Annotated in this window: 24 protein-coding genes; 11 read left to right on the plus strand and 13 right to left on the minus strand. The window is 61.8% G+C overall.

Going from position 1 to position 23450, the window contains the following annotated elements; translation table 11 throughout:
• Position 1 precedes the first annotated feature (1 nt).
• From AC53L6_RS22480 to dxs, 10 genes are all read left to right on the plus strand, one after another.
• On the plus strand, positions 2–1003 hold the full coding sequence (locus AC53L6_RS22480; protein WP_496909452.1) for a chlorophyllide a reductase iron protein subunit X: 1002 nt from the start codon (positions 2–4) through the stop codon (positions 1001–1003).
• The gene (gene bchY, locus AC53L6_RS22485) at positions 1000–2568 is read left to right on the plus strand and encodes a chlorophyllide a reductase subunit Y (RefSeq protein WP_496909453.1); all 1569 of its coding nucleotides are present in this window, start codon (positions 1000–1002) and stop codon (positions 2566–2568) included. The genes AC53L6_RS22480 and bchY overlap by 4 nt, the downstream gene beginning before the upstream one ends.
• A gap of 208 nt (positions 2569–2776) precedes the next feature.
• Positions 2777–4300 (plus strand): chlorophyllide a reductase subunit Z, encoded by a 1524-nt coding sequence (gene bchZ / locus AC53L6_RS22490; RefSeq protein ID WP_496909454.1) that lies wholly within the window; start codon positions 2777–2779, stop codon positions 4298–4300.
• Complete coding sequence (gene pufQ, locus AC53L6_RS22495) at positions 4297–4527, plus strand: cytochrome PufQ (RefSeq protein WP_299209948.1); 231 nt, start codon at positions 4297–4299, stop codon at positions 4525–4527. The genes bchZ and pufQ overlap by 4 nt, the downstream gene beginning before the upstream one ends.
• Positions 4528–4713: 186 nt before the next feature.
• Complete coding sequence (gene pufB / locus AC53L6_RS22500; protein ID WP_039688894.1) at positions 4714–4869, plus strand: light-harvesting antenna LH1, beta subunit; 156 nt, start codon at positions 4714–4716, stop codon at positions 4867–4869.
• A 9-nt stretch (positions 4870–4878) separates the two neighbouring features.
• Positions 4879–5037 carry a light-harvesting antenna LH1, alpha subunit gene (gene pufA, locus AC53L6_RS22505; RefSeq protein WP_189371632.1) on the plus strand — a complete coding sequence of 53 codons (159 nt, stop codon included), beginning with the start codon at positions 4879–4881 and terminating at the stop codon, positions 5035–5037.
• Positions 5038–5179: 142 nt separating this feature from the next.
• Entirely contained in the window at positions 5180–6043 is an 864-nt protein-coding gene (pufL, locus tag AC53L6_RS22510; RefSeq protein WP_299555622.1) for a photosynthetic reaction center subunit L, read from the plus strand.
• A gap of 4 nt (positions 6044–6047) precedes the next feature.
• Positions 6048–7040, plus strand: a complete 993-nt coding sequence (gene pufM / locus AC53L6_RS22515; RefSeq protein ID WP_496909455.1) for a photosynthetic reaction center subunit M — start codon at positions 6048–6050, stop codon at positions 7038–7040.
• 2 nt (positions 7041–7042) lie between these two features.
• A complete protein-coding gene (gene pufC / locus AC53L6_RS22520) occupies positions 7043–8131 on the plus strand; it encodes a photosynthetic reaction center cytochrome PufC (protein ID WP_496909456.1) in 1089 nt (362 codons plus the stop codon).
• Between the two features lie 209 nt (positions 8132–8340).
• The gene (gene dxs, locus AC53L6_RS22525; protein WP_496909457.1) at positions 8341–10272 is read left to right on the plus strand and encodes a 1-deoxy-D-xylulose-5-phosphate synthase; all 1932 of its coding nucleotides are present in this window, start codon (positions 8341–8343) and stop codon (positions 10270–10272) included.
• A 126-nt stretch (positions 10273–10398) separates the two neighbouring features.
• Here the strand turns inward: dxs and AC53L6_RS22530 are convergent, their stop codons facing one another.
• From AC53L6_RS22530 to AC53L6_RS22545, 4 genes are read right to left on the minus strand one after another with little or no spacing between them, the layout of a single operon-like run.
• Positions 10399–11751: a tetratricopeptide repeat protein gene (locus AC53L6_RS22530; RefSeq protein ID WP_496909458.1), complete on the minus strand. Its 1353-nt coding sequence runs from the start codon at positions 11749–11751 to the stop codon at positions 10399–10401.
• 10 nt (positions 11752–11761) lie between these two features.
• The gene (locus AC53L6_RS22535) at positions 11762–12553 is read right to left on the minus strand and encodes an alpha/beta fold hydrolase (protein WP_496909459.1); all 792 of its coding nucleotides are present in this window, start codon (positions 12551–12553) and stop codon (positions 11762–11764) included.
• Entirely contained in the window at positions 12540–13544 is a 1005-nt protein-coding gene (locus AC53L6_RS22540; RefSeq protein ID WP_496909460.1) for a P1 family peptidase, read from the minus strand. Before AC53L6_RS22540 ends, AC53L6_RS22535 begins: the two co-directional genes overlap by 14 nt.
• A 57-nt stretch (positions 13545–13601) precedes the next feature.
• Positions 13602–13952, minus strand: a complete 351-nt coding sequence (locus AC53L6_RS22545; RefSeq protein ID WP_496909461.1) for a cupin domain-containing protein — start codon at positions 13950–13952, stop codon at positions 13602–13604.
• Positions 13953–14141: 189 nt separating this feature from the next.
• Between AC53L6_RS22545 and AC53L6_RS22550 the strand changes: the two genes are divergently transcribed.
• A complete protein-coding gene (locus AC53L6_RS22550; RefSeq protein WP_496909507.1) occupies positions 14142–15068 on the plus strand; it encodes a DMT family transporter in 927 nt (308 codons plus the stop codon).
• A gap of 100 nt (positions 15069–15168) precedes the next feature.
• Here the strand turns inward: AC53L6_RS22550 and AC53L6_RS22555 are convergent, their stop codons facing one another.
• Genes AC53L6_RS22555 through AC53L6_RS22595 form a run of 9 tightly spaced genes read right to left on the minus strand, consistent with a single transcriptional unit; the run spans position 15169 to position 23382 of the window.
• Entirely contained in the window at positions 15169–15909 is a 741-nt protein-coding gene (locus AC53L6_RS22555; protein WP_496909462.1) for an SDR family oxidoreductase, read from the minus strand.
• Positions 15899–16756, minus strand: a complete 858-nt coding sequence (locus tag AC53L6_RS22560; RefSeq protein WP_496909463.1) for an alpha/beta fold hydrolase — start codon at positions 16754–16756, stop codon at positions 15899–15901. Before AC53L6_RS22560 ends, AC53L6_RS22555 begins: the two co-directional genes overlap by 11 nt.
• Positions 16756–17472: an SDR family NAD(P)-dependent oxidoreductase gene (locus AC53L6_RS22565; protein ID WP_496909464.1), complete on the minus strand. Its 717-nt coding sequence runs from the start codon at positions 17470–17472 to the stop codon at positions 16756–16758. Before AC53L6_RS22565 ends, AC53L6_RS22560 begins: the two co-directional genes overlap by 1 nt.
• Positions 17473–17511: 39 nt before the next feature.
• Complete coding sequence (locus AC53L6_RS22570; protein ID WP_496909465.1) at positions 17512–18954, minus strand: aldehyde dehydrogenase family protein; 1443 nt, start codon at positions 18952–18954, stop codon at positions 17512–17514.
• 18 nt (positions 18955–18972) lie between these two features.
• Positions 18973–19428, minus strand: coding sequence for a hypothetical protein (locus AC53L6_RS22575; RefSeq protein ID WP_496909466.1), 456 nt, complete (start codon positions 19426–19428; stop codon positions 18973–18975).
• Positions 19425–20981 (minus strand): ABC transporter ATP-binding protein, encoded by a 1557-nt coding sequence (locus AC53L6_RS22580; protein WP_496909467.1) that lies wholly within the window; start codon positions 20979–20981, stop codon positions 19425–19427. The genes AC53L6_RS22575 and AC53L6_RS22580 overlap by 4 nt, the downstream gene beginning before the upstream one ends.
• A complete protein-coding gene (locus AC53L6_RS22585) occupies positions 20978–21793 on the minus strand; it encodes an ABC transporter permease (RefSeq protein ID WP_496909468.1) in 816 nt (271 codons plus the stop codon). Before AC53L6_RS22585 ends, AC53L6_RS22580 begins: the two co-directional genes overlap by 4 nt.
• The gene (locus tag AC53L6_RS22590; protein ID WP_496909469.1) at positions 21790–22737 is read right to left on the minus strand and encodes an ABC transporter permease; all 948 of its coding nucleotides are present in this window, start codon (positions 22735–22737) and stop codon (positions 21790–21792) included. The genes AC53L6_RS22585 and AC53L6_RS22590 overlap by 4 nt, the downstream gene beginning before the upstream one ends.
• Before the next feature lie 12 nt (positions 22738–22749).
• Entirely contained in the window at positions 22750–23382 is a 633-nt protein-coding gene (locus tag AC53L6_RS22595; RefSeq protein WP_496909470.1) for a TetR/AcrR family transcriptional regulator, read from the minus strand.
• Positions 23383–23450 lie beyond the last annotated feature (68 nt).

Below are 23450 nucleotides of genomic sequence, written 5' to 3' on the forward strand. Positions count from 1 at the left end.
GATGAAAGACGAGGTTCCTAATCTTAAGGATTTCGATCAGCGCCTGCGCGATGAAGCCAACGAAGATTTGGCCGACGTGCTGCCTGCCGAGGTCACGAAGAAAACCCAGATCATCGCGATCTATGGCAAGGGCGGGATTGGTAAGTCGTTCACCCTCGCCAACCTGAGTCACATGATGGCGGAGCAGGGCAAGCGTGTGCTGCTGATTGGCTGCGATCCGAAGTCTGACACCACCAGCCTGTTGTTTGGTGGCAAGGCGTGCCCGACCATCATCGAAACCTCGACCCGCAAGAAACTGGCGGGCGAAGAGGTGAAGATCGGTGACGTGTGTTTCAAGCGTGGCGGTGTGTTTGCCATGGAGCTTGGTGGCCCGGAAGTGGGTCGCGGCTGCGGTGGGCGCGGCATCATTCATGGTTTCGAGTTGCTCGAGAAGCTGGGCTTTCACGATTGGGATTTCGACTACGTCCTTCTGGACTTCCTCGGCGACGTGGTCTGTGGCGGGTTCGGCCTGCCCATCGCGCGGGACATGGCGCAGAAAGTGATCCTGGTCGCGTCGAACGATTTGCAGTCGCTGTATGTGGCCAACAACGTCTGTTCGGCGGTGGAGTATTTCCGCAAGCTGGGCGGCAATGTCGGTGTGGCCGGGCTGGTCATCAACAAGGACGATGGGTCGGGTGAGGCGCAGGCCTTTGCCGAGGCCGTGGATATTCCGGTGCTTGCCTCGATCCCGCAGGATGATGATCTGCGCAAGAAATCCGCGAATTATCAGATTGTCGGCACGGACACGTCCCAATGGGGTGCCCTGTTTGCTGCCCTGGGAGAGAACGTGGCCGTCGCACCGCCGGTGCGTCCCGCACCCTTGTCGCAGGATGGGCTGCTTGATCTCTTTGATGGGTCAGAGACGGGGGCGGGCATTGAATTGATCCCGGCCACGGACATGGACATGCGCGGCAAGAATGCAGCGCCGAAAGAGTCCCTTGAAGTGGTGTATGACGACGCATGAGCCCCAAGGTCACATATGACGCCGCCGATACGGTGGAGGTGACCAAGGGCCACCCGCGCGAGGCAGAGATGCCTTTGGCGGAGGCGCCCGTGGATGGTCTGGGCTGTCATTCAGGCTCCGAGATGGAAAAGGCCGCGCGGATGGCGGGCAACTCTGAGATGCTGGACAAGTTCGCCGCTGACTATCCGCAAGGACCCCATGACAAACCGCAAAGCATGTGCCCGGCATTCGGGTCGTTGCGTGTGGGTCTGCGGATGCGCCGCGTGGCGACTGTGCTGAGCGGCTCGGCCTGCTGTGTCTATGGACTGACATTCGTGTCCCATTTCTACGGGGCGCGGCGGTCTGTAGGGTACGTGCCCTTCAACTCCGAAACGCTGGTGACCGGCAAGCTGTTCGAGGACATTCGCGAGTCTGTTCACGATCTGGCGGACCCAGACAAATATGACGCCATTGTCGTGACGAACCTGTGTGTGCCGACGGCCTCTGGCGTGCCGCTGCGGCTGTTGCCGGACGAGATCAATGGGGTTCGGATCGTCGGGATCGACGTGCCCGGGTTTGGGATTCCCACCCATGCCGAGGCCAAGGATGTTCTGGCTGGGGCGATGTTGAAATACGCCCGCGCCGAAGTGGAGGCCGGGCCGGTCGCTGCGCCCGTGGGTGGAAAATCTGATCGCCCGACCGTGGCGCTGCTGGGAGAGATGTTCCCAGCGGATCCCATGATGATCGGGCAAATGCTGGCACCCTTGGGTCTGGCTGCGGGGCCTGTGGTGCCGTGCCGGGAGTGGCGCGAGCTTTACGCAGCTCTGGATGCGTCCGTCGTGGCGGCGGTGCATCCGTTCTATACCGCTGCCGTGCGTGAGTTCGAGGCTGCTGGTCGGCCTATTGTTGGCTCGGCCCCCGTGGGGCGTGATGGCACGGCCGCTTGGTTGAAGACCATTGGCGAGGCGCATGGCTGTTCAACTGAACAGATTGCCGAGGCGCAGAATGCTGTTTTGCCTGCGATTTCCGGCGCGTTGGCCGCGACGCCGATCAAGGGAACAATCACCCTATCAGGCTATGAAGGGTCCGAATTGCTGGTGGCCCGGCTGCTGATCGAGAGCGGGGCGGAGGTGCCTTATGTGGGCACCGCGTGTCCGCGCACGCCGTGGAACGCGGATGATCAGGCGTGGCTTGAAGCCAAGGGTGTGAAGGTGAAGTTCCGTGCGTCGCTGGAAGATGATTGCGCTGCCATGGAAGCGGTGCAGCCGGACCTCGCCATTGGCACGACGCCGGTTGTGCAGAAAGCCAAGGAGCTGGGTATTCCCGGGCTCTACTTCACCAACCTGATTTCGGCGCGGCCCCTGATGGGTGTGGCCGGGGCTGGATCGCTGGCCGAGGTCATCAATGCTGCCATCGCCAACAAAGGGCGCATGGATCACATGAAGGCCTTCTTTGAAGGTGTGGGCGAGGGCGATACGGCCGGTGTCTGGGAAGGTGCGCCGAACACGCGGCCTGATTTCCGGGCGCAGAATCTGAAGAAGCTTGAGCGTCAGAAGAAGGCCGCGAAGGCGGCGGAGATGATTTAGTGCGCGGATATGGAACATATGCGCGCAACGGCGCGAGGCAGCGTTTGGCACAAGCCGAACGCGTTCGCGCACCGTTGTATGAAAGCGGATCGGTTGCCACGTTCCGCCCGGCGGGCACCGCCGGGCAGCGCCCGTCCGCCCCCCTGGGCGGGCGCTATGCGCCCACCCGCGGACGTGCGATGCCCTCAGCTCGATGCGGAGGTGCCTCATGCTGATCATGGATCACGACAGGGCCGGGGGATACTGGGGCGCAGTGTACGCGTTCTGCGCCGTGAAGGGTTTGCAATGTGTGATCGACGGCCCGGTGGGCTGCGAGAACCTGCCGGTGACGTCTGTTCTGCACTACACCGACGCGCTGCCGCCGCATGAGTTGCCCATCGTGACCACTGGGCTAGGCGAGGAAGAGCTGGGCCGCGACGGCACCGAGGGTGCCATGAAGCGGGCCTGGGGCACGCTGGACCCTGCACTGCCTGCCGTCGTTGTGACCGGTTCCATTGCCGAGATGATCGGCGGGGGTGTCACCCCCCAAGGCACGAATATTCAGAGATTTCTGCCGCGCACCATTGATGAGGATCAGTGGGAAGCGGCGGATCGGGCGATGACCTGGATCTTTACCGAGTTCGGTATGACCAAGGGTCGGATGCCGCCCGAGAAGAAACGCGAGGAAGGTGCGCGTCCTCGCGTGAATATCCTCGGTCCGATGTACGGCACGTTCAACATGCCGTCCGATCTGGCCGAGATCCGCAGGCTGGTCGAAGGGATCGGCTGCGAGGTCAACATGGTGATGCCCCTGGGTGCCCATGTGGCCGACATGCGAAATCTGGTGAATGCGGATGTGAACATCTGCATGTACCGCGAGTTCGGGCGCGGGTTGAGCGAGCTTCTTGCCAAGCCGTATCTACAAGCCCCGATAGGGGTCGAGAGTACCACCAAGTTCCTGCGCGCACTGGGGAACCTGGTGGGCCTCGACCCCGAACCTTTTATCGAGCGCGAGAAACACTCGACGCTCAAACCTGTGTGGGACCTGTGGCGGTCTGTCACGCAGGATTTCTTTGCCACCGCATCTTTTGCGGTGGTGGCAAACGAGACCTATGCACGCGGCCTGCGTCTGTTCCTTGAGGAGGACATGGGTCTGCCCTGTGCCTTTGCCACCGCTCGCGTGGCCGGCAAGAAGACCAACAACGAGGAAGTGCGCGCCTGGATGGGCCAGAAGCGCCCCTTGGTGGTCTTTGGGTCCATCAATGAAAAAATGTATCTGGCGGAGTTGAAGGGTGGGCATGGCCCGAGCCCCGCATTCATTCCTGCGTCTTTTCCCGGCGCTGCCATTCGCCGGGCCACGGGTACCCCATTTATGGGATATGCCGGCGCAACCTACGTCATTCAAGAAGTCTGTAATGGCCTCTTTGACGCACTCTTTCACATTCTGCCTTTGGCCACCGACATGGATGCGGCCGAGGCGACCCCGACGACCCTGCGCCGCGACTTCCCATGGGATGAAGACGCGCAGGCCATGCTGGACCGGATCGTGGCCCAGCACCCCATCCTGACCCGAATTTCCGCGGCAAAGACCCTGCGCGATGCGGCTGAGCAAGCAGCCCTCGCACAAGGTGCGGACCGGGTTGTGATTGAAACTGTGCGCGCTCTCGATCCCGCTTTGGCGGGGTCGTCCGACATGAAGGATCCGGCGCTTGCCGGGTCGTCAGACAACGTTTCCGAGGGAGGAACAGCATGACTGACATGACATCGAACATGGCGACCGAGGCACCCGCCAGAAAGCGCAACGGCGAGAAGACCGAGTTCATGGTCTATTTCGCGATCATCTTTGTGGCGACCTTGCCGCTGGCCTGCCTGACCTGGGCGCTGGCCGCGATCAAGTCGCGCAGCTTTACCGACAAGGGCCCGATGGCCCGGGCCTGGACCCAGGCGCGGATCATCACGCCGATGATCTTCAACGCGTGAGCCGCGTCACAAACATAACTTCGGGTCTGCGTTTGCGTAGACCAAGAGACGTCCTCGGCCTGTGTGCGCCTGCCGAGACACGAGACTGGACGCCTGCCTGCAGGTGGACAGAGCCCGGAGGGGGTGACCCCAAAGGACCCGGCCGCGGGGTGCGCGGCGTCAGCATTGATTTCCGGAGGAATGACTATGGCTGAAAACCTGTCTTTTACAGGTCTTACAGACGAGCAGGCGCAAGAATTGCACGCTGTCTACATGAGCGGGCTCTGGCTTTTCACAGCCGTGGCCGTTGTCGCTCACTTGGCAACGTACATCTGGCGTCCCTGGTTCGCGAACGGTTGGTAAGGACAAGACATGGCAAAGTTCTACAAGATCTGGCTCATTTTTGATCCTCGCCGCGTGTTCGTTGCGCAAGGCGTCTTTCTGTTCCTGCTGGCAGCGATGATTCACCTCGTCCTGCTGAGCACGGAGCACTTCAACTGGTTCGAGCTGGCTGCCCAAGGCGCCCAGTAAGGACTGGTCTGAAGGGATCATCAAGATCGCTGCGGGCGGGGCAACAGTGCGCCCCCGCCTGCCCGCAGCAAACCCATTCTGACACTACCAAGACGGCTGACGACCCGACCCGGGCCGCGCCGCCAAACGCGGAGATAGAGAGATGGCCTTGCTGTCCTTCGAACGAAAGTATCGCGTCCGCGGAGGGACGCTGATCGGCGGCGATCTGTTCGACTTCTGGGTTGGCCCTTTCTACGTGGGCTTTTTCGGGGTCACGACCGCCTTTTTCGCCCTTCTGGGCACTATCCTGATTTTCTGGGGCGCATCCCAACAGGGTACCTTCAATCCATGGCTGATCAACATCGCGCCGCCGGACCTGAGCTATGGTCTGGGCATGGCGCCCCTGCTGGAAGGCGGGCTGTGGCAGATCATCACGATCTGTGCCACGGGCGCATTCATCAGCTGGGCCCTGCGCGAGGTTGAGATTTGCCGCAAGCTGGGCATGGGGTATCATGTGCCCATCGGTTTCAGCTTTGCTATTCTGGCCTACATGACGCTGGTCATCTTCCGCCCCTTCCTGATGGGCGCGTGGGGGCATGGGTTTCCGTACGGGATCTTCAGCCACCTCGATTGGGTGAGCAACACCGGCTACGCCTATCTGCATTTCCACTACAACCCGGCGCATATGCTGGCCGTGACGCTGTTCTTCACGACCACGCTGGCGCTGGCGCTGCACGGGGCGCTGATCCTGTCCGCGGCAAACCCCGAAGAGGGCGAGTTGGCCAAGACACCGGATCACGAGGACACGTTCTTTCGCGACTTCATCGGCTATTCGATCGGGACGCTCGGCATTCACCGTCTGGGCTGGCTTCTGGCCATCAACGCGGTGTTCTTCAGTGCGGTCTGCATCATCATCTCTGGCCCGGTCTGGACGTCCGGCTGGCCCGAGTGGTGGAACTGGTGGCTGAACCTGCCGATCTGGGGCGCTGATCCGCTGCCCGTCTATCAATCCGGCTTTGGAGGGTAAGGGTATGTTCAATATCGAATATCAAAACATCTTCACCCAGGTCCAAGTTCAGGGGAACCCGGAATGGGGTATGGACGACGGCGGCGAGATGATGGCTGAGCGGGGCGGAAAGCCCTGGTTCTCGACCCTCGCTGGCTGGATCGGCAATGCGCAGATCGGACCCATTTACCTCGGCTGGACCGGCATGGTGTCGCTGGCGACGGGCCTGATCTGGTTCGTAATGGTCGGCATCAACATGCTGAGCCAGGTTGGATTCAGCATCCCCGAGTTCATCCGGCAGCTGTTCTGGCTGGCGCTTGAGCCGCCTTCGCCCGAATACGGGTTGTCCATGCCGCCACTGGACGAGGGAGGCTGGTACATCATCGCCTCGTTCTTCCTGCTGGTGTCGGTGATGACGTGGCTGTTGCGGTCCTACCTGCTGGCGGCTGAGCACAAGATGGGCAAGCACGTGTTCTGGGCTTTTGCGGCTGCGGTGTGGTTGTTCCTGGTGCTGGGTCTGTTCCGTCCGGTCCTGATGGGATCGTGGAGCGAGGCGGTGCCTTATGGCATCTTCCCGCACCTTGATTGGACGACCGCATTCTCGATCCGGTACGGCAACCTTTACTACAACCCGTTCCACTGTCTTTCGATTGTGTTCCTGTATGGCTCTGTCCTGCTGTTCTGTATGCATGGCGGCACCATTCTGGCCGTGACCCGCTATGGCGGTGACCGCGAGTTGGAGCAGATCTATGACCGCGGCACGGCGACCGAGCGGGCGGCCCTGTTCTGGCGCTGGACCATGGGGTTCAACGCCACGATGGAGGGCATTCACCGCTGGGCCTGGTGGTTCGCGGTGCTAACCCCGATCACGGGTGGCATCGGCATCCTGCTGACCGGCACGGTGGTCGACAACTGGTTCATCTGGGCGCAGGAGCACAACTTTGCCCCCGCCTATGACGGTGCATATGGCTACGAGGACTACGGGTCGTACGAAGCCTTCATCGGGAAGGAGAACTGATCATGCTGCCCAAGTGGTTCAATGAATGGAACAAGGCCAACCCGACCAATGTGTTCGGGCCGGCCATCGCCATCGGCATTGTCGGGAGCGCTGTCTTTGTCGCCGCCTTGTTGGTGACATGGGGCAACCCGGTCCAGACTGACAGCATGCAGACGGGTCCACGTGGCACGGGCATGTCGGTGCCGGAATACAACGTGGCCCGCAAGGCCGAGGATCCGACGGTGGCGGGCTACAGCTCGGCCCCGCCGGTTGTCCCGGGTGCTGGTGCTGCTCGCGCTGGTGATGTCATCGACAATGCCGAACCGTTGCTGGCCGATCTGACACCTGAAAACTACGAACGCATCGTGAATGCGATGCGGACATGGACGGGCATCAGCGTGCTGTTTGATGGCGAGGAAAACTACCAGACTGTGGTGGCGCGGCGCATGATCCAGATGACCCAGAACCTGAACGAGAACTGGGCGGGCCATGTCAATGTGAACGGGGATGCAGGTGTGAACTGCTATACCTGTCACCGGGGCGAGGCTGTTCCAAGCGACGTCTGGTTCAATGTCACGCCGGTCAATGAGAATGTCGGTGGTTGGGCTGCGGATCAGAACCGCGCCACGTCGATGAGTTCATCGACCTCGCTGCCCTCAACAGCGTTGGAGGTCTATCTGACCGACTATGACAGCCAGGTGAATGTACATGATCTGGAAAGCCGGGTGGCCGGTGTGCCGGGTCTGGATGACGATGTTCACACGATCCAGAAGACCGAGATGACGTTCAGCCTGATGAACTATTTCTCGAACTCGTTGGGTGTGAACTGTGTCTTCTGCCACAACAGCCGGGCGTTCTATGACGGGGCGCAGGTGACGCCGCAGTGGTCGACGGCCCAGCAGGGCCGCCAGATGGTCATCGAGCTGAACCAGGAATACCTGATCCCGCTCAAGGACACGTACCCTGCCGAGCGCCTTGGCCCGATCTATGCCGATGCGCCCAAGGTGGGCTGCCGCACCTGCCACAAGGGGTATCAGAAACCCCTGCAAGGCATGAACATGGTGGCAGATTGGCCTGAACTCGCGTCGACCGAGGCGCCTGTTTACGAGTGATGTGGCGGGGGTGGGCTTACGCCTGCCCCCGTGACGCCAGGCGCGGGTCGGTGGCTTCCTTGACCCACGCGCGGGATCATCTGGTCCCGGTTCCCTTCCTGTTGGCTACAGGAACCTGGCGTCGTGCTTGAACCCTCAGGCGCGACGCCTTTTTGCCCCAAGGGTCTGCTTGGCAAGGCGGGTGGGGCGAGTTGAAAGGATGTGCGCCCATGACCGAGAACATTGCAAAGACACCTCTGTTGGATGCCGTGGCTGGACCCGCTGATTTGAAGCGGCTGAGCGACGATGAGCTGTCCCGTTTGGCCGTCGAGTTGCGCGGGGATGTGATCGATGCCGTCAGCCGGACGGGCGGGCATCTGGGGTCATCGCTGGGCGTGGTTGAATTGACCGTGGGCATTCATGCCGTGTTCGACACCCCGCGTGACAAGTTGATCTGGGATGTGGGCCACCAGTGTTACCCGCACAAGATCCTGACTGGGCGCCGTCATCGTATGGGCAGCTTGCGTCAGAAGGACGGTATCAGCGGGTTTACGAAGCGGGCCGAGAGCGATTTCGATCCCTTTGGGGCGGCGCATTCCTCGACCTCGATCTCTGCCGCGTTGGGCTTCACCGTGGGTCGGGATATGGGTATGCCGACGGGCGATGCGATTGCCGTGATTGGCGACGGGTCCATCAGCGCGGGCATGGCTTATGAGGCGTTGAACAATGCCGGGCACGAGGGGCGGCGGTTGTTCGTGATCCTGAATGACAACGAGATGTCGATTGCCCCGCCTACGGGTGCGATGAGCACATATTTGTCGAACCTGTCCCGCAATTCTCCCTTTGCACCACTGCATGCGATTGCCGAGGGGATGGAGGCTGCGCTGCCCAAACCCATGCGCGACGGGGCGCGGCGGGCGCGCGAGATGGTGACGGGCGTTGAAAGCCGGGGCACGTTCTTTGAAGAGCTGGGATTTGACTATATCGGCCCGATTGATGGGCATGACATGGGGCAGGTATTGAGCGTGTTGCGTGCGGCGCGCACCCGGGCGACCGGGCCGGTGCTGATCCATGCCTGCACGGTCAAGGGCAAAGGCTATGCCCCCGCCGAAGGGTCCGCCGACAAGTATCATGGCGTGTCTAAGTTCGATGTGGAGACAGGCGAACAGTCCAAGGGCAAGAGCAATGCGCCGTCTTATACATCCGTGTTCGGCGAGACATTGGCCGATCTCGCGGCGAAGGACCCTTCGATCGTTGCGGTGACGGCGGCGATGCCGTCGGGCACTGGCGTCAACAAGATGGCGGATCGGTTTCCGGGTCGCGTGTTTGACGTGGGAATTGCAGAGCAGCATGGCGTGACCTTTGCCGCCGGGATGGCGGCCAGCGGTTTGAAGCCGTTTTGCGCGATCTATTCGACCTTCCTGCAGCGTGGATACGATCAGGTCGTGCATGACGTGGTGTTGCAAGGTCTGCCGGTGCGGTTTGCCATTGATCGGGCCGGTTTGGTCGGGGCCGATGGAGCCACCCATGCGGGGTCATTTGACGTCGGGTACCTAGCATCTTTGCCGGGGATCGTGGTGATGGCCGCCGCGGACGAGGCGGAGTTGGTGCATATGGTCACGACGGCGGCCGCGCATGACAGCGGCCCGATTGCCTTCCGCTACCCGCGTGGCAACGGGCGTGGGGTCGAGATGCCTTCCGAAGGCGAGCTGCTGGAGATCGGCAAAGGCCGGATGATCCAGGAGGGGTCGGACGTGGCGCTGTTGTCGCTGGGTACGCATCTGGATGCCTGCGAGCGTGCCGCCGCGCGGCTTGAGGCGGAGGGGGTGTCGGTGTCCATTGCCGATGCGCGTTTTGCCAAGCCCCTGGATATCGAGATGATCCGCAACCTTGCCGCGCGACATGAGCTGCTGGTGACGGTGGAGCAGGGGGCCATGGGTGGATTTGGGGCGATGGTGTTGCAGGCCATGGCGGCCGAAGGGCTGCTGGATCAGGGCCTGAAGGTGCGCACGATGCATCTGCCTGACCGGTTCATTGATCAGGCCAGCCCGGATGAGATGTACGAGGATGCCGGTCTGACGGCGGCGGATATTGTGAACACCGTGCGCGATGCCGTGAGGCGGGCCGAGAGCAATGTGGTTGATCTGATCGCGGGGGAGTAAGGCCTCGCTCATTCGACCTTCAAGCGCCGCTCGACGCCTTTGCCGGAGCGTCCGAATTCCCTGTTTCAAAAAAATCCCCGCCGGAGGCTCCGACGTCAACTGTTGGAGCCTCCGGCGGTCGTATTTTCAGTCAGAAGAAACACGCGCCCGGGCTGCGGCCGCCTGCTCAGGCAGTCCGGACTTTTCGTAAACCCCTGCCAGCATGGTGTTGAGCGGAATGCCATCGGGATCGAAGGTGCGGCGCATTTCAAGGACTTGTTGCGCCTGTGATGTGCGGCCCGCGCGGATCAGCGCATCGAGGTGGATCTGTTCAAAGAGGTCACGTTGGGCATGGCTGCCGCCGCATTCGGCGAGGCGTGGCAGGGCCTTGCCCAGAAAGCGGATGCAATCGTCGTAATCCTCAGCCGCATGCGCGGCGATGCCGTGCGCGGCCCAAAGGGCCACGTCGCGCCAGACGGGCCAATCGTGTTTTTTCTCATCCTCGGCGCGGGCTTCGATAGCCTTGAGTAGGGTCTCTCCCTCGGGGCGGTGGGTGCGGCCAAGCGCGTAGAGGTATTGCAGGGTGAGGAAGGCGCTGACTGTGTCGGCGCCCCGCTTTGCCACATGGTCAGCCACGTCCTGCCAGCGGTTGCCGACATTGACCCCGGCAAATTCGATCCGGGCGAGCAGCGACACAGCACCGACCTGATCCTGCGAGTAGTCCTTGTTCACGCCCCAGACATGGGTGTCGTAGGCTGCCAGCAAATCGTCGGTGCGCCCGGCGGATATATAGAACAGCGCCAGATGCCACCAGTTGTGGGTGTGCATGAAGCTGTTGAGGTCGGCCCAATGGTGGGCGACGGATTCTAGAAACGCGGTGCCCTCGGCCACCTGGCCACGGGTGAGGTAGATGTGTGCCAGCGCGTGGTGTGCCCACGGTTCACTTTCGTCCAATGACAGTGCGTGGCGGGCGGCGGCTTCGGCGTCATCCAGCAGGTGGCATTCCTCGAACCCGAAGGCGCGCATGCCGTGGGCATAGGCGATATCGGCTGCCCCGGGTTGGGCTTTTTGCGCCACCCGTAACATGGCGGGGAAGTCGCCGATGTTGAACGTGTGGTATTGGCCCAGTTTCAGCATGACCATATCACGGGGATAGGCGCTTACCGTGGCCTCGCACAGTTCGATCAGCTTGGGGATGTCGCCAGTCACGAAGAGGCGGGCCGCTTCCACTGCGGCCTCTTCTCGTGGAGTCAGATCCGTCGCCGCCAGCGCGTTGTCGAGGAAGGGTTGCGCGAGTTTCGGCGCCACCGGCGCTTCGAGCAGCATGTAGAGGATCGCGGCATAGGCGTTGGCGAGGCCGTTGCCTGGGTCGGCCTTGGCGGCTTTCAGCACATTCACGGCCTTGGTCTGAAAGCTGATGAAGCCATGTACGAAATCGTCGATCCCTTGGCGGGTCGCGTCATTGGTGCAAGTGATGGGCAGTCCGTAGAGGTCTTGCATGATGTCCCCCTCAGATCGGATGTTTGGCGGCATAGGCGCACAGCAGTTCGGCCACCTGGTCGGGCGCGTCCCAGTGGATGGAGTGTCCGGCCCCTTCGAGGATGTGGTGGGGCAGGTGGCTGAGCACGGCGAGGATGTGATCGGGCGGCACGATCAGGTCAAGCGCGCCGATGAGTATCTGCGTGGGGCAGTTTGGGCTGGCGAGTGCTGTTCCATCGAAGCCGCGCAGGGCGGTCAGTTGGTGTTCCATGGCATCGGCAGACTGGGCGTGCGGGTAGGCGAGGCTGTCGGCGACCGCCTGATCCACCGCTGCCGGGTCGTGGTAGACGCGCGGGTTGAAGAGCCATGGGAACAAGGCGCGCAACCATGTATCCTCGGGCGCTTCGCTGCGGCGTATCGCGATGAGGTTAGCGAACAGAGCGGTGTTGCGCGGCAGGCGTACGGGGGCGGACGCTGCGATATGGGTCGAGGCCATCCGGTCGGGCACCTCTTGTGCCATGTGCAGGGCAATGATCCCGCCCATTGAATGCCCGATCGTGTGATACCGTTCAAAGCCCAGATGACCCATCAGCGCCAGTGCGTCCTTGCACATCAGGTCGATGCTGACCGGTGCGTTCCAAGGGGTTGTTTGCCCTGTCGTCCGGTTGTCAGGTGTGATGCAGGTGAAGTGGTTTTGCAGGAGCGGGACCAGGGGCATCCAGCTCGCATGGTCCGACATGAAGCCCGCCAGCATCAACAGCGGTGGTCCGCTGCCCGTCACCTTGTAGTGCAGGGCGATGTCGTCGTGCTTAAATGTTGGCATTGAGCTGTCCCCATGTTGGCAGCAGGTCGCCCGATGCTGGTGTCGCGGCATACACACCGCGTGCGATGGCGCGGCTGAGGCACAATGCAGCGGCGTGGCCGATCAGCGCCAAATCCCGTGGTGTTGTCATGGGCCTCGCGCTGGTCGAGACGCTGAACACGAGGTCCCCGTCACTGGGACTGTGCGCCGGGACGCAGGCGCGGGCTATGCCGTCATGTGCGGCGATGGCAACCCGTTGGCATTGCGCCTTGTCGAGTGTCGCATCGGTCGCAACGATTGCGATGGTGGTGTTGGCCCGTTCCAGCATTGCCGTCAGTTTGCGGCTGTCATGGGTGCGTCCGAGCCCCGTGTGTGCGTCGGGGCCAAGGCCGCCGAACTCACCGTCGATCTCGAATGGTGCGGCCCAGAAGTGCTTGTCGCCCGGCGTCGTCACACTGCCCATGGGGTTGGCCGCGACGAGCGCGCCGACCGTGATCCCGCTGTCGAGGGTAAGCGACGCGGTTCCGAGGCCGCCTTTCATCATGGCGGTCATGGCGCCCGTGCCAGCGCCGATTGTGCCGATGGGTGTGCTGTGTGTTGCCGCCTCAAACGCGGCCCGTCCGAGCGCGGGGTAGGGCGTGTCGGTCCAGGTCTGATCGCCCCCGGACAAAAGGTCAAAGATGATCGCCCCCGGCACAAGCGGGATGATCGTGTTGCCCACCCGGTAGCCGCGCCCCCTGGCCCGCAGCCCTTCGACCACGCCGGAACAGGCGTCGAGGCCAAAGGCGCTGCCACCCGACAACACCAAAGCATCTACTTGCGCCACGGATTTGTCTGGCGCCAACAGGTCTGTTTCGCGTGTGCCTGGCGCGCCGCCCTGGACTGAGACCGAGGCCGTGAAGGGCGTGTCTGCCGTCAGCACTGTGACGCCGGATTTAAGCCTGTCGTCTTGCGCGTGGCCGACCTTGAGCCCTTCGATGTCCGTGATCGCGTTTTGCGGCCCTGGGGTCATTTTGATTTCGTGCCTCCGGCGGGGATTTTGAAACAGGGAAGGAGTGACCCGTTCGCTCTAGATGCGGGGCTTTGGCGCCGCTGTGGCTGGATCGCCGGTGTTGGGCACACCTTTGGGTTCGATCAGCAGGACCTTGCATTCTTGTTCCGCGCGGGGGCGGTGGGTGACGCCTTTGGGGACGATGAACAACTCGCCTGCTTTGACGGGATGGCTTTTATCTTCGATGTCCATGACCATCTCGCCCTTAAGCACGAGGAAGAAATCATCGGTGTCTTCGTGCAGGTGGAAGGGGAATTCGCCCTGGAACTTGACCACCATGACGTCGTTGTCGTTGTAGTCGGCGATGACGTGCGGGTCCCAATGGGTGTTGAATTGGGCCAGCTTGGCGTTGAGATTGATTGGATTCATCAGTGGCTCCTGTCTTGGACACATCATGCCCGAACGCGGGCCACCCACAAGAGGGGTTTGGGCAACGGTGGAGTTCAGTGCCCCATTGTTCGTTTTACGGGACAGACTTGCCGTTCCATCCTGAAGTTTGAATGTCTGGTTCCGCTTGATCGGCTCTTTCGTTACGTTGTTCAGAGAGAGATATCATCCATGGCCATAACAGACGTTGCAGTTTTTTCTTCCAGCCCCGAACCTGGCACCGTCGATCCTGGCGGGCGCGGCCAGCCAGCGGCGACACTCATCGGATCGACATCGATCTTCCTCTGGGCGGTTTGGCCTGCATTGGCGGTGTATTCCAGTCCCGCGCCGACCTTTCAGATTCTAGCAACGGGAATGACTATCGGCTTCCTCGCACTCGCAGCGCTGCGGATTGGTCGGGGCGAACCGCTCTCAGGAATGTTGCCGAAGTCGTGGGGCTTGCTCTTGGCGGGTGTGGTCGGGATTTTGGGAACCAACACCTTTAACTTTATTGCAGTGACGCGGATTTCACCCGCGCAGGCCAGCGTGATCGCATATTTATGGCCGATTATAGCTCTCGTCCTGGCCGGGGCGCTCGGCCTCAAAAGGCTGCAATCGAAGCATTATGTCGCCGTGGTTCTTGGTTTTGTCGGGGCGGTCTTTGTCATCAATCCTTTCACGGGCATGGAACTGGACTTCATCGGCATTCTCTGTGCCTTCCTCGCTGGCCTGTCTTTCGCCGCCTATACGACCTATCGGCTTGTCGACAGCAGGTCCGCTTCTGACGCCGTTGGCATCTACGGGCTGATTTCCGCGATTATCTGCGCTGCATTGCACTTCGGGATAGAGACAACACAGAGCCTGAACGCCACCCAAATTGCGGCGGTTGTCGTCCTTGGCCTGGCGCCGATGGGGTTGGCAAATGCGGTTTGGGATTACGGCGTGGCTCGAGGAGATGCGCGGGCATTGTCGGTGCTAGCCTACGGTACACCGCTGGTCGCGACGTTTCTGCTAGTGTTCTTGGGTCTCGCGGATATCACGCCGACGCTGATTATTGGGGCGCTCCTCATAGTGGGCGCAGCAGCCATCGGCACTTGGCCATCGGGGTCCGAACAATAGGTGAGTACCACATAAGCAGCCGTTCGTGCGTTACGCAGCACTCGACACTATGGGCTCATTTCGAACGTTGAGCCATCAACGCATAGCCACCAAGGCGGTTTCAGATACACCGCCCACCGTCGATCTCAAGCGCCACGCCGGTGATCATTGACGCGGCATCAGAGCAGAGGAAGGTGGCAGCGGCGCCCATATCTTGCGGGGTGGAGAAGCGGCCGAGGGGAATGGTAGACAGGAATTTGGCGCGGGTTTCGGGCGTGTCTTCGCCCATGAATGACTTGAGCAGAGGTGTTTCACCTGCCACCGGGTTGATCGCGTTCACGCGCACGCCATGGGGCGCAAGTTCAACCGCCATCGCCTTGGTTGCCGTGATCATCCACCCTTTGGATGCGTTGTACCAGTTGAGCCGGGGCCGGGGGCTGACCCCCGCGGTGGAAGCCACGTTGAGAATGGCACCCGTCCCGCGGTCTTTGAAATGTGGGACCAGGCTGCGGGCGGTGAGGTAGACGGACTTGGCGTTGACCGCCAGCACGCGGTCGAAATCCTCTTCCGTCACATCCTCGAGCGCTTGGGGCAGGTGGGTGATGCCTGCGTTGTTCACGAGGATGTCCAAATTGCCGAAAGTCTTGAGTGCGTGGTCGGCAAGGGCCTGCACGGATGCGCCAATGGACACATCGACTTCGAAGGCACTGCCGCCAATGTCCTGCGCAATTGCTTTTGCACCATCGCCGTCGATATCCGCGACCATGACTTGCGACCCTTCAGCAGCAAAGGCGCGCGCGATCCCTTCGCCAAAGCCGCTGGCCCCACCTGTGACGATGGCCGTTTTGCCCTCAAGCTGCATGTAACACCTCTCCGATGAAATCTCGCATGAGGGTATAGAACGCCTCTGCCGCGTCAAAGTCGACCGTGTGGCCCGCGTTGTCCAGCAGGTGGTAGCGGGCGTCAGGCAGGTGTTGTGCGATTTCAGCGCCGAAAGGATGGGGCATGATGGGGTCTTGTTTGCCCGAGATGACGAGGGCGGGGCAGGTGATCTTTGCAAGCCCGGGGCGGAAGTCGAACCGCCCATGTTCGTTTTTTGGTCCGTTGAAGTGCATGGCAACCGGGTTCTTGACGATCATGCGCGCGACCATGTCCTGGTCCAGACCCTTGACCGAATAGAGCGGGAAACAGGTGTCGAAATAGGCTTGCCTGCGCTCTGGCGTGGGGTCGGACCAGTAGGTGCGCGCGACCTTACCGGCCTTCGCTCCGCCGATGCGTGTGAAAGCGTCGAACACAGCTTCGAAATCCACGTGAGCCGCTGTGACTGACAGAATGAGCCCCGACAGCCGGCCGGGGTGCCGCGTGGCAAAGGATTGCGCAACGTAGCCGCCGAAAGACGCGCCGTAGATGATGGGTTTCTCGATCTCCAGAACGTCGCACAGCCCGGCAATATCATCGCCCCACTGCGCGAGGGTCCATGTTTCGGGATCGCCATCGTCTGATCGTCCGTTTCCACGATGATCGACATAGACGATCTGGCACAGGTCGGCGAGTTGGCTCAGATGCGGTTTGTAGATCGAATGATCCGCCCCCGGACCGCCATGCAGGGCGATGAGCGTGGGCTTTTCGCGCATGGTGGGTCCGTCTGGGACAAGGCCTGCGCCCTCTATGTCAACATAGAGCCGAACGCCGTTTACCTCGATCCGCATTACGCCGTCGCCCTCCCGCCCGATTGGTCGAAACAGAACCCGGTGGTGAAACTGGCCTCATCCGAGGCGAGCCAGCAGGCCATGGACGCAATCTCGTCCACTGTCCCGAAGCGGCCCATGGGAATCTTGGACTGCATAAAGTCGATATGCTCTTGCGTCATCTGGTCGAAGATCGCCGTGCGCACCGCCGCCGGAGCGATGGCGTTGCAGGTCACGCCGCTGGTCGCCAACTCCTTGCCCAGTGATTTGGTCAGGCCGATGACGCCTGCCTTCGAGGCCGAGTATGCAGGGGCGTTCGGGTTGCCTTCCTTCCCTGCGATCGAGGCGATGTTGATGATCCGCCCCCACCCTTTGGCCCGCATGATCGGGGCAGCGGCGCGATTGCAGTAGAAAACGGCGTTCAGGTTCAGGTCATGCACTTTTAGCCAATCTTCGACGGGATAGTCCCATGTGGTTGTGTTTGGCCCGGTGATCCCGGCAGAGCAGACGAGGATGTCCGGGTTAGCGTCTTGCATGGCCAGTGCCACGGCGTCTGCATCCGTCACGTCGATTTGGCGGCTGTCCATGTCCAACGCGTCAAGGGCATCGGCATTGATGTCCCAAATCTCGACCGTTCCACCTTCGGCTGTGATCCGTTTTGCGATGCCGTGACCCAGCCCGGCGGCGCCCCCGGTGATCACAGCCTTGCGGCCCTGAAAGCGGTTTTTGAAGATCATGGCATGTCCTTTCCGATTGTCTGGCTGTCCGCGCCAGTTTCAGCCGTGATGCGCCGCCACGGTTTTCAGGGTTGAGAAGCCATAGAGCGCCTCGAACCCTTTTTCGCGCCCATGGCCGGATTTGCCGATGCCGCCGAACGGCAGTTCAACGCCGCCCCCCGCGCCGTAATTGTTGATGAAAACCTGGCCGGAGCGCAGCGCTTTCGCCAGCCGCATCTGACGGGCGCCGTCGCGTGTCCAGACACTGGCAACAAGGCCGTAATCTGTGCTGTTGGCGATGCGCAGAGCGTCTTCTTCCGTGTCGAAGGGGATCAGCACCTGGACCGGGCCAAAGATTTCATTGCGGGCAAGCCTGTGATCTGGGGGCACGTTGTCAAACAGTGTGGGGAGGACATAGGCGCCGCTCTCGGGTGCGTTTTGCAAGTGTCCTTGGGCGGCGATGGTCAGGTCCGCACCTTGTGCCAGGAACCCTTCGACAATCTGTTTTTGACGGGCCGAGATCAGGGGGCCGATGCGGAGGTCATCGAGCGCAGGGCCAACGCTGAGGTCGGAGTAGGCAGAAGACATACGGCTGCGTACTTCCTCGTAAACCCCGCGCTGCATAAGGATGCGGGATGAGGCAGAACAGGTCTGTCCCGCGTTCTGTATCCCTGCATTCACAAGGAAGGGCAGGGCGGCATCCAGGTCGGCATCGTCGAATACCAGTTGCGGAGATTTGCCGCCCAGTTCCAGTGTGACTGGTACCACGTTGGCCCCTGCCGCTTGTTGAACCAATGCGCCGGTGCGCACCGAGCCGGTGAAACTGATATGCTGCACGCCTAGATGCGATGCCAGCGCCGCGCCCGCCTCGGCCCCCAGCCCGGGGACCACGTTCAGTGCGCCATCTGGCAGGCCAGCCTCGGCCGCGATATGCGCAAAGGCGAGGGCGGTCAGGCACGCCTCTTCCGCTGGTTTGAGGACACAGGCGTTGCCCATGGCAAGGGCGGCCCCCACGCTGCGCCCGATGATCTGCATCGGGTAGTTCCACGGCACGATGTGTCCGGTCACCCCATGTGGCTCGCGCAGGGTATAGACGATGTAGCCGTCCAGATATGGAATGGTGTCGCCCATCACCTTGTCGGCGGCACCACCATAGAATTCCATGTAGCGGGCCAGAGCGACGGCATCGGCCCGCGCCTGTGTCAACGGTTTACCCACATCCAGCGCTTCGAGCGTGGCGAGGTCGTCGACCCGCTCCAGCACTTTGCGCCCGATCTCGGTGAGGATACGCCCCCGTTCGGTCGCCGTCATGCGACCCCAGTCGCCGTTGCGCGCTGTGTGAGCGGCGGCGACGGCTGCGTCGATATCCGAGGCTTGCCCACGCCCGATCCGAGCCAGATCGCTACCGTCAGACGGGTTGACCAGGGGCAGCGTTTCATGTGTGTCGCGCCACGTTCCGCCAACAAGGACCAGAGATGGATCGAACCAAAGCGGTGGTGTCATCTGGGTATTCTCCTGTCCCTAAAACCCGAACATTCCCCGCCAGCCGGCGGTGGTCATGTTGCGACGGTAATCTTCCGTCATGTTAGGGTCGAGCGCTTCGATCAGCACACGGTTTTCAAGCCAGATTTCAACGCATTCGAATGGGCCGCGATTGCAGGTGCGGGCGGTCCAGTCGTTTTGCTTGCCAATGTCCAGAAGCTGGTTTTCTGTCAGTGGCGATGCAAGACAGATATGCGTGGCTATCGGGTGGGCGTTTGCCGCGCTTTGCACAAACGCGATCTGGTCCGGCCCCTGCTGCACTGTTGTGCCGAGTGGGTAGACCTCGATCGCCGTGCCATCATCAGCCGCACCAAAGACGATGAAAGCGCCGGAACAGGGTGGGAAAGGCAGCGCTGCCCCGCCCATGATCTGGGCAAGGATATCTGCCACGTGCTTTGGGTCTTGGGCATCAATGGAGAGGTGGGCAAGTGTCACGTCATGGCCTCCGGTAAGGTCGGTGCGGCGTTGATGAGTTGCTGAGTGTACGGATGCCGGGCCTGCGTAAACACATCCTCGGTCAGGCCGTGCTCCACGATCTTTCCCTTTTGCATAACCATCACCCTGTCTGTGATCGTGCGCACGACGCTCAGGTCGTGGCTGATGAACAGGTAGGTGAGGTCGTATTGACGGCACAGGTCCGCAATCAGGTCGAGGATCTGGGCGCGGACGGAGACATCGAGGGCGCTGACAGCCTCGTCAAAGATCACCAGTTCCGGTCGAATGATCAGGGCGCGCGCAATGGCAAGGCGTTGCCGCTGTCCGCCCGAGAATTGGTGGGGGTACTTCTGCGCATCGTCAGGGGACAGGCCGACATCCGTCAGGGCTGAGGCAATGCGGTCATCGTGATCGTTGGGCGGGCTGTCCAACAGGTGAAAAGGCTCCGTGATCAGACGGGCGACGCGGTGGCGGGGGTTGAAGCTGCCGTAAGGGTCCTGAAACACCACCTGCATCTTGCGCCTGACGGACGGGTCCGTGACGGGCGTGCCGTCAAGCGTGATCGACCCGTCCTGCACCGGTTCAAGCCCGAGGATGGCGCGCGTGAGGGTGGACTTGCCGCAGCCGCTTTCCCCCACAAGGCCCAGTCGTTCGCCGCGCTTGATGTCAAAGCTGACAGCATCCACGGCCCGATGTGTCCCCGCGGGGACAAACAGTTTCGTGCGGGGCAGGGTGTAGTCGCGCACGACGTTTTGCACCCGTAACAGCGGAGCTTGCTCCGCCCCGCCCGGCAGATCAACGCGGTGGTTGGAGGCGGCCAGCAGGGCTTGGGTATAGGGGTGCTGCGGGTTGGCCAGTAAGGCGGGCGTGCCGCCCGCCTCGACCACTTCACCATGGCGCATGACCACAATCCGGTCGGCCATCTCGGCCACGACGGCAAGGTCATGGGTGATCATCAACAGGCCCATACCATCCTCGGCGGCAAGACGTTTGAGCAGCGTCAGGATTTGCGCTTGCGTGGTGACATCAAGCGCAGTCGTGGGCTCGTCCGCAATCAACAGCTTGGGTCCGCAGGCGATGGCAATTGCAATAACAACGCGCTGGCGTTGCCCACCTGACAGTTCATGCGGATAGCGGGACAGGGGGATATTCTCCAGACCCACGCGGTCCAAGACCTCGCGCGCGTGACCTCGCGGCTCAAGGTCGGGTCTGTGCAGGCGCACCGTTTCGGAAACTTGTGCACCGATGGTCTGCACCGGGTTGAGCGCTGTCATCGGCTCCTGAAACACCATCCCGGCGAGATTGCCGCGCAAGGTGCAGAGCGTGGTTTCATCCAGCTCCAGCATCTCGTGGCCGTCGAGAGTGATGGCCCCCGTGGCCTCAGACCGCGCGGGCAGCAATTGCATCACGGCCAGCGCTGTCATGGATTTGCCTGATCCACTTTCTCCGGTGACAGCGACAACCTCGCCCGGTGCCAGCGACAGCGACACGTCACGCAGGATCGGAGCGCCCGCGATGGACAGGGACAGGTTGGTGATGGACAGAAGGCTCATACCCGCGCCACACGCAGTTTCGGATCAAGCGCGTCCCGCAGCCCATCGCCCAGCAGGTTCAACCCAAGCACCGTCACGATGATCGCCATGCCGGGCACCAGCGCCATATGTGGCGCAATGCTGACCAGCGTTTGCGCATCTGCCAGCATCCGCCCCCAGCTTGGGGTGGGGGGCTGTGCACCAAGACCAACATAGGACAGCGCAGCCTCGGCCAGAATACCAAGCGAGAATTGGATGGTGGCCTGTACGATCAGCAGGTTCGCGATGTTGGGCAGGATATGTTCGACGCTGATCCGTGCGGCCCCTTTGCCCGACACGCGCGCCGCAAGGATGAACTCCCGCGCCCAGAGGGGCAGCGCCCCGCCGCGTGTGACCCGGGCAAAGACAGGAATATTGAAGATGCCGATGGCGATGATGGCGTTGATTGCACCTGCGCCGAAGACGGCCGTGATCAGGATGGCGATGACCAGCGATGGGAAGGCAAAGATCAGGTCATTGCCGCGCATGATGACCTCGTCCACCCAGCCGCCTTGCCGCGCGGCTGCCCACAGGCCCAAGGGAACACCCAACCCGATGCCGATGCCCACCGCGACGCAGGCCACGGCGATGGATGTGCGTGCACCCACCATGATCATCGAAAACATATCACGCCCGAAATGGTCCGTGCCGAACCAATGGGTCCCGTTCGGTGTTTGCAGCTTGTCGGGGATGTTCATCGCGCCGTGATCAAACGGAGTCCAGACAAAGGACAAAAGCGCTGCGATGACCATGAGCGCCGACAGCGCCCCGCCAAGGATCAAGGCCCGGTTCATGTGCGCGCCCTCAGCCTTGGATCGACGGCGGCATAGGCCAGATCGACGAGGAAGTTCACCATGATCACCGCAAAGACGAGCAGCATTGTCACGCTCTCCACCACGATCAGATCGCGGGCCGAGATGCTTTGAAAGATCAGGCGTCCGAGGCCCGGCAAGTAAAACACCTGTTCGATGATGATCCCACCCGCGAGCAGGAACGAGAATTGCAGGCCGAGGATCGTCAGCACCGGGATCATTGCATTGCGCAAGCCATGGCGGCGCAGGGCGGCACCACGGCTCAGCCCCTTGGCGCGGGCGGTGCGCATGAAATCCTCATCCAGCACATCCAGCAGCGAGGACCGCATGACGCGCGCAAGGATCGCTGCTTGCGGCAGTGCAAGCGCGATGGCGGGCAGGGTGAGCGATTTCATCGCCGCCCAGCCCCCTTTATCCCAACCCGCGAACCCTCCGGCGCTGAACCAGCGCAGGTTGATGGCAAAGATCAGGACCAGCATCATTGCAAACCAGAAATTCGGGATGGCGATGCCCACCTGGGTCGCGCTCATCACTCCCACATCGCCTGCCTTGCCCCGACGGGACGCGGCGTAGATGCCTGCCGGGAAGGCGATGATCGTCGACAAAGTCAGAGCATAGAGCGCGAGCGGCAATGACACCCAAAGCCGGTCAGCAATCATTTCTGCCACGGGGGTGCGGTACTGGTAGGACGTCCCGAAATCGCCCTGCACCATGCCGCCAACCCAAGACAGGTATCGCTGCCATTTCGGTTGATCGAGGCCCAGCTCGGCCCGCAGGGCAGCCAGCGTATCCTCCTGCGCATTGATGCCCAGCATGAAGGATGCCGGATCGCCGGGCGCCACTTCGATCACCGCAAAGATCAGCAGCGACGCGATGGCGAGGCTGATGGCGAGTGAAACGAGCCGTTTGAGAGTGTAGCGCAGCATATGGCTGCGACGTTAGGCGGGCGGATCAGTGCAGGCAAGCACGTCGGTGAGCGCCCCCAGATCGCGGGCGAGCGTGGCCATGGCCATCCCTCGGATCGTGGCGATGTAGCAGTCCTGCGACCAGCCGCAGGTTTGTGTCAGGTTTTCCCAGTTGCGAACCGAAAGGAGGGTCCAGAGCAGATCGGTGGCCTGTTCCATGTCGGTGCCGGGGGGCAGGGTGCCGTCCTCGGCCAGCGCCGCGATGGCGGCGGCGCATCCTTCGCGCATGTCCTGCATACGGGTGTTCCAGGCGGCAGCCGCTTCGGAATCCGTGTCCGTGACGGCCATAATGGCACGGGCCACGCCATAGATCTTCGGGATGTAGTTGCCCCACGCCGTGACAAAGGCATCAAGCCGTTCGGCGCCAGACCGCGCGCCCCGGCTGGGGGCAAGGCCGGTATCGATGTTGTTCTGCTGATCCTGATAGCGCGTTGCCGCCACCAGCAGGTCCGTTCGGCTGGGAAAATGCAGATAGACCGCCTGTCGGCTGATCCCCGTTGCCCGCGCGATGTCGGACATCGTTGGCAGTTTTGCATCGGGCGCTTCCAGCAGCTTCAGGGTCGCCTGCAGAATTTTTGTCGGGGTATCGGTTTGCTCACTTGACATGCTGTCAAGAAGCACATAGTTGACACGATGTCAATTTACACAGTGTCAAGCAATAACGGAGACATCTC

The sequence above is a fragment of the Tateyamaria sp. LSS28 genome (assembly GCF_059611725.1).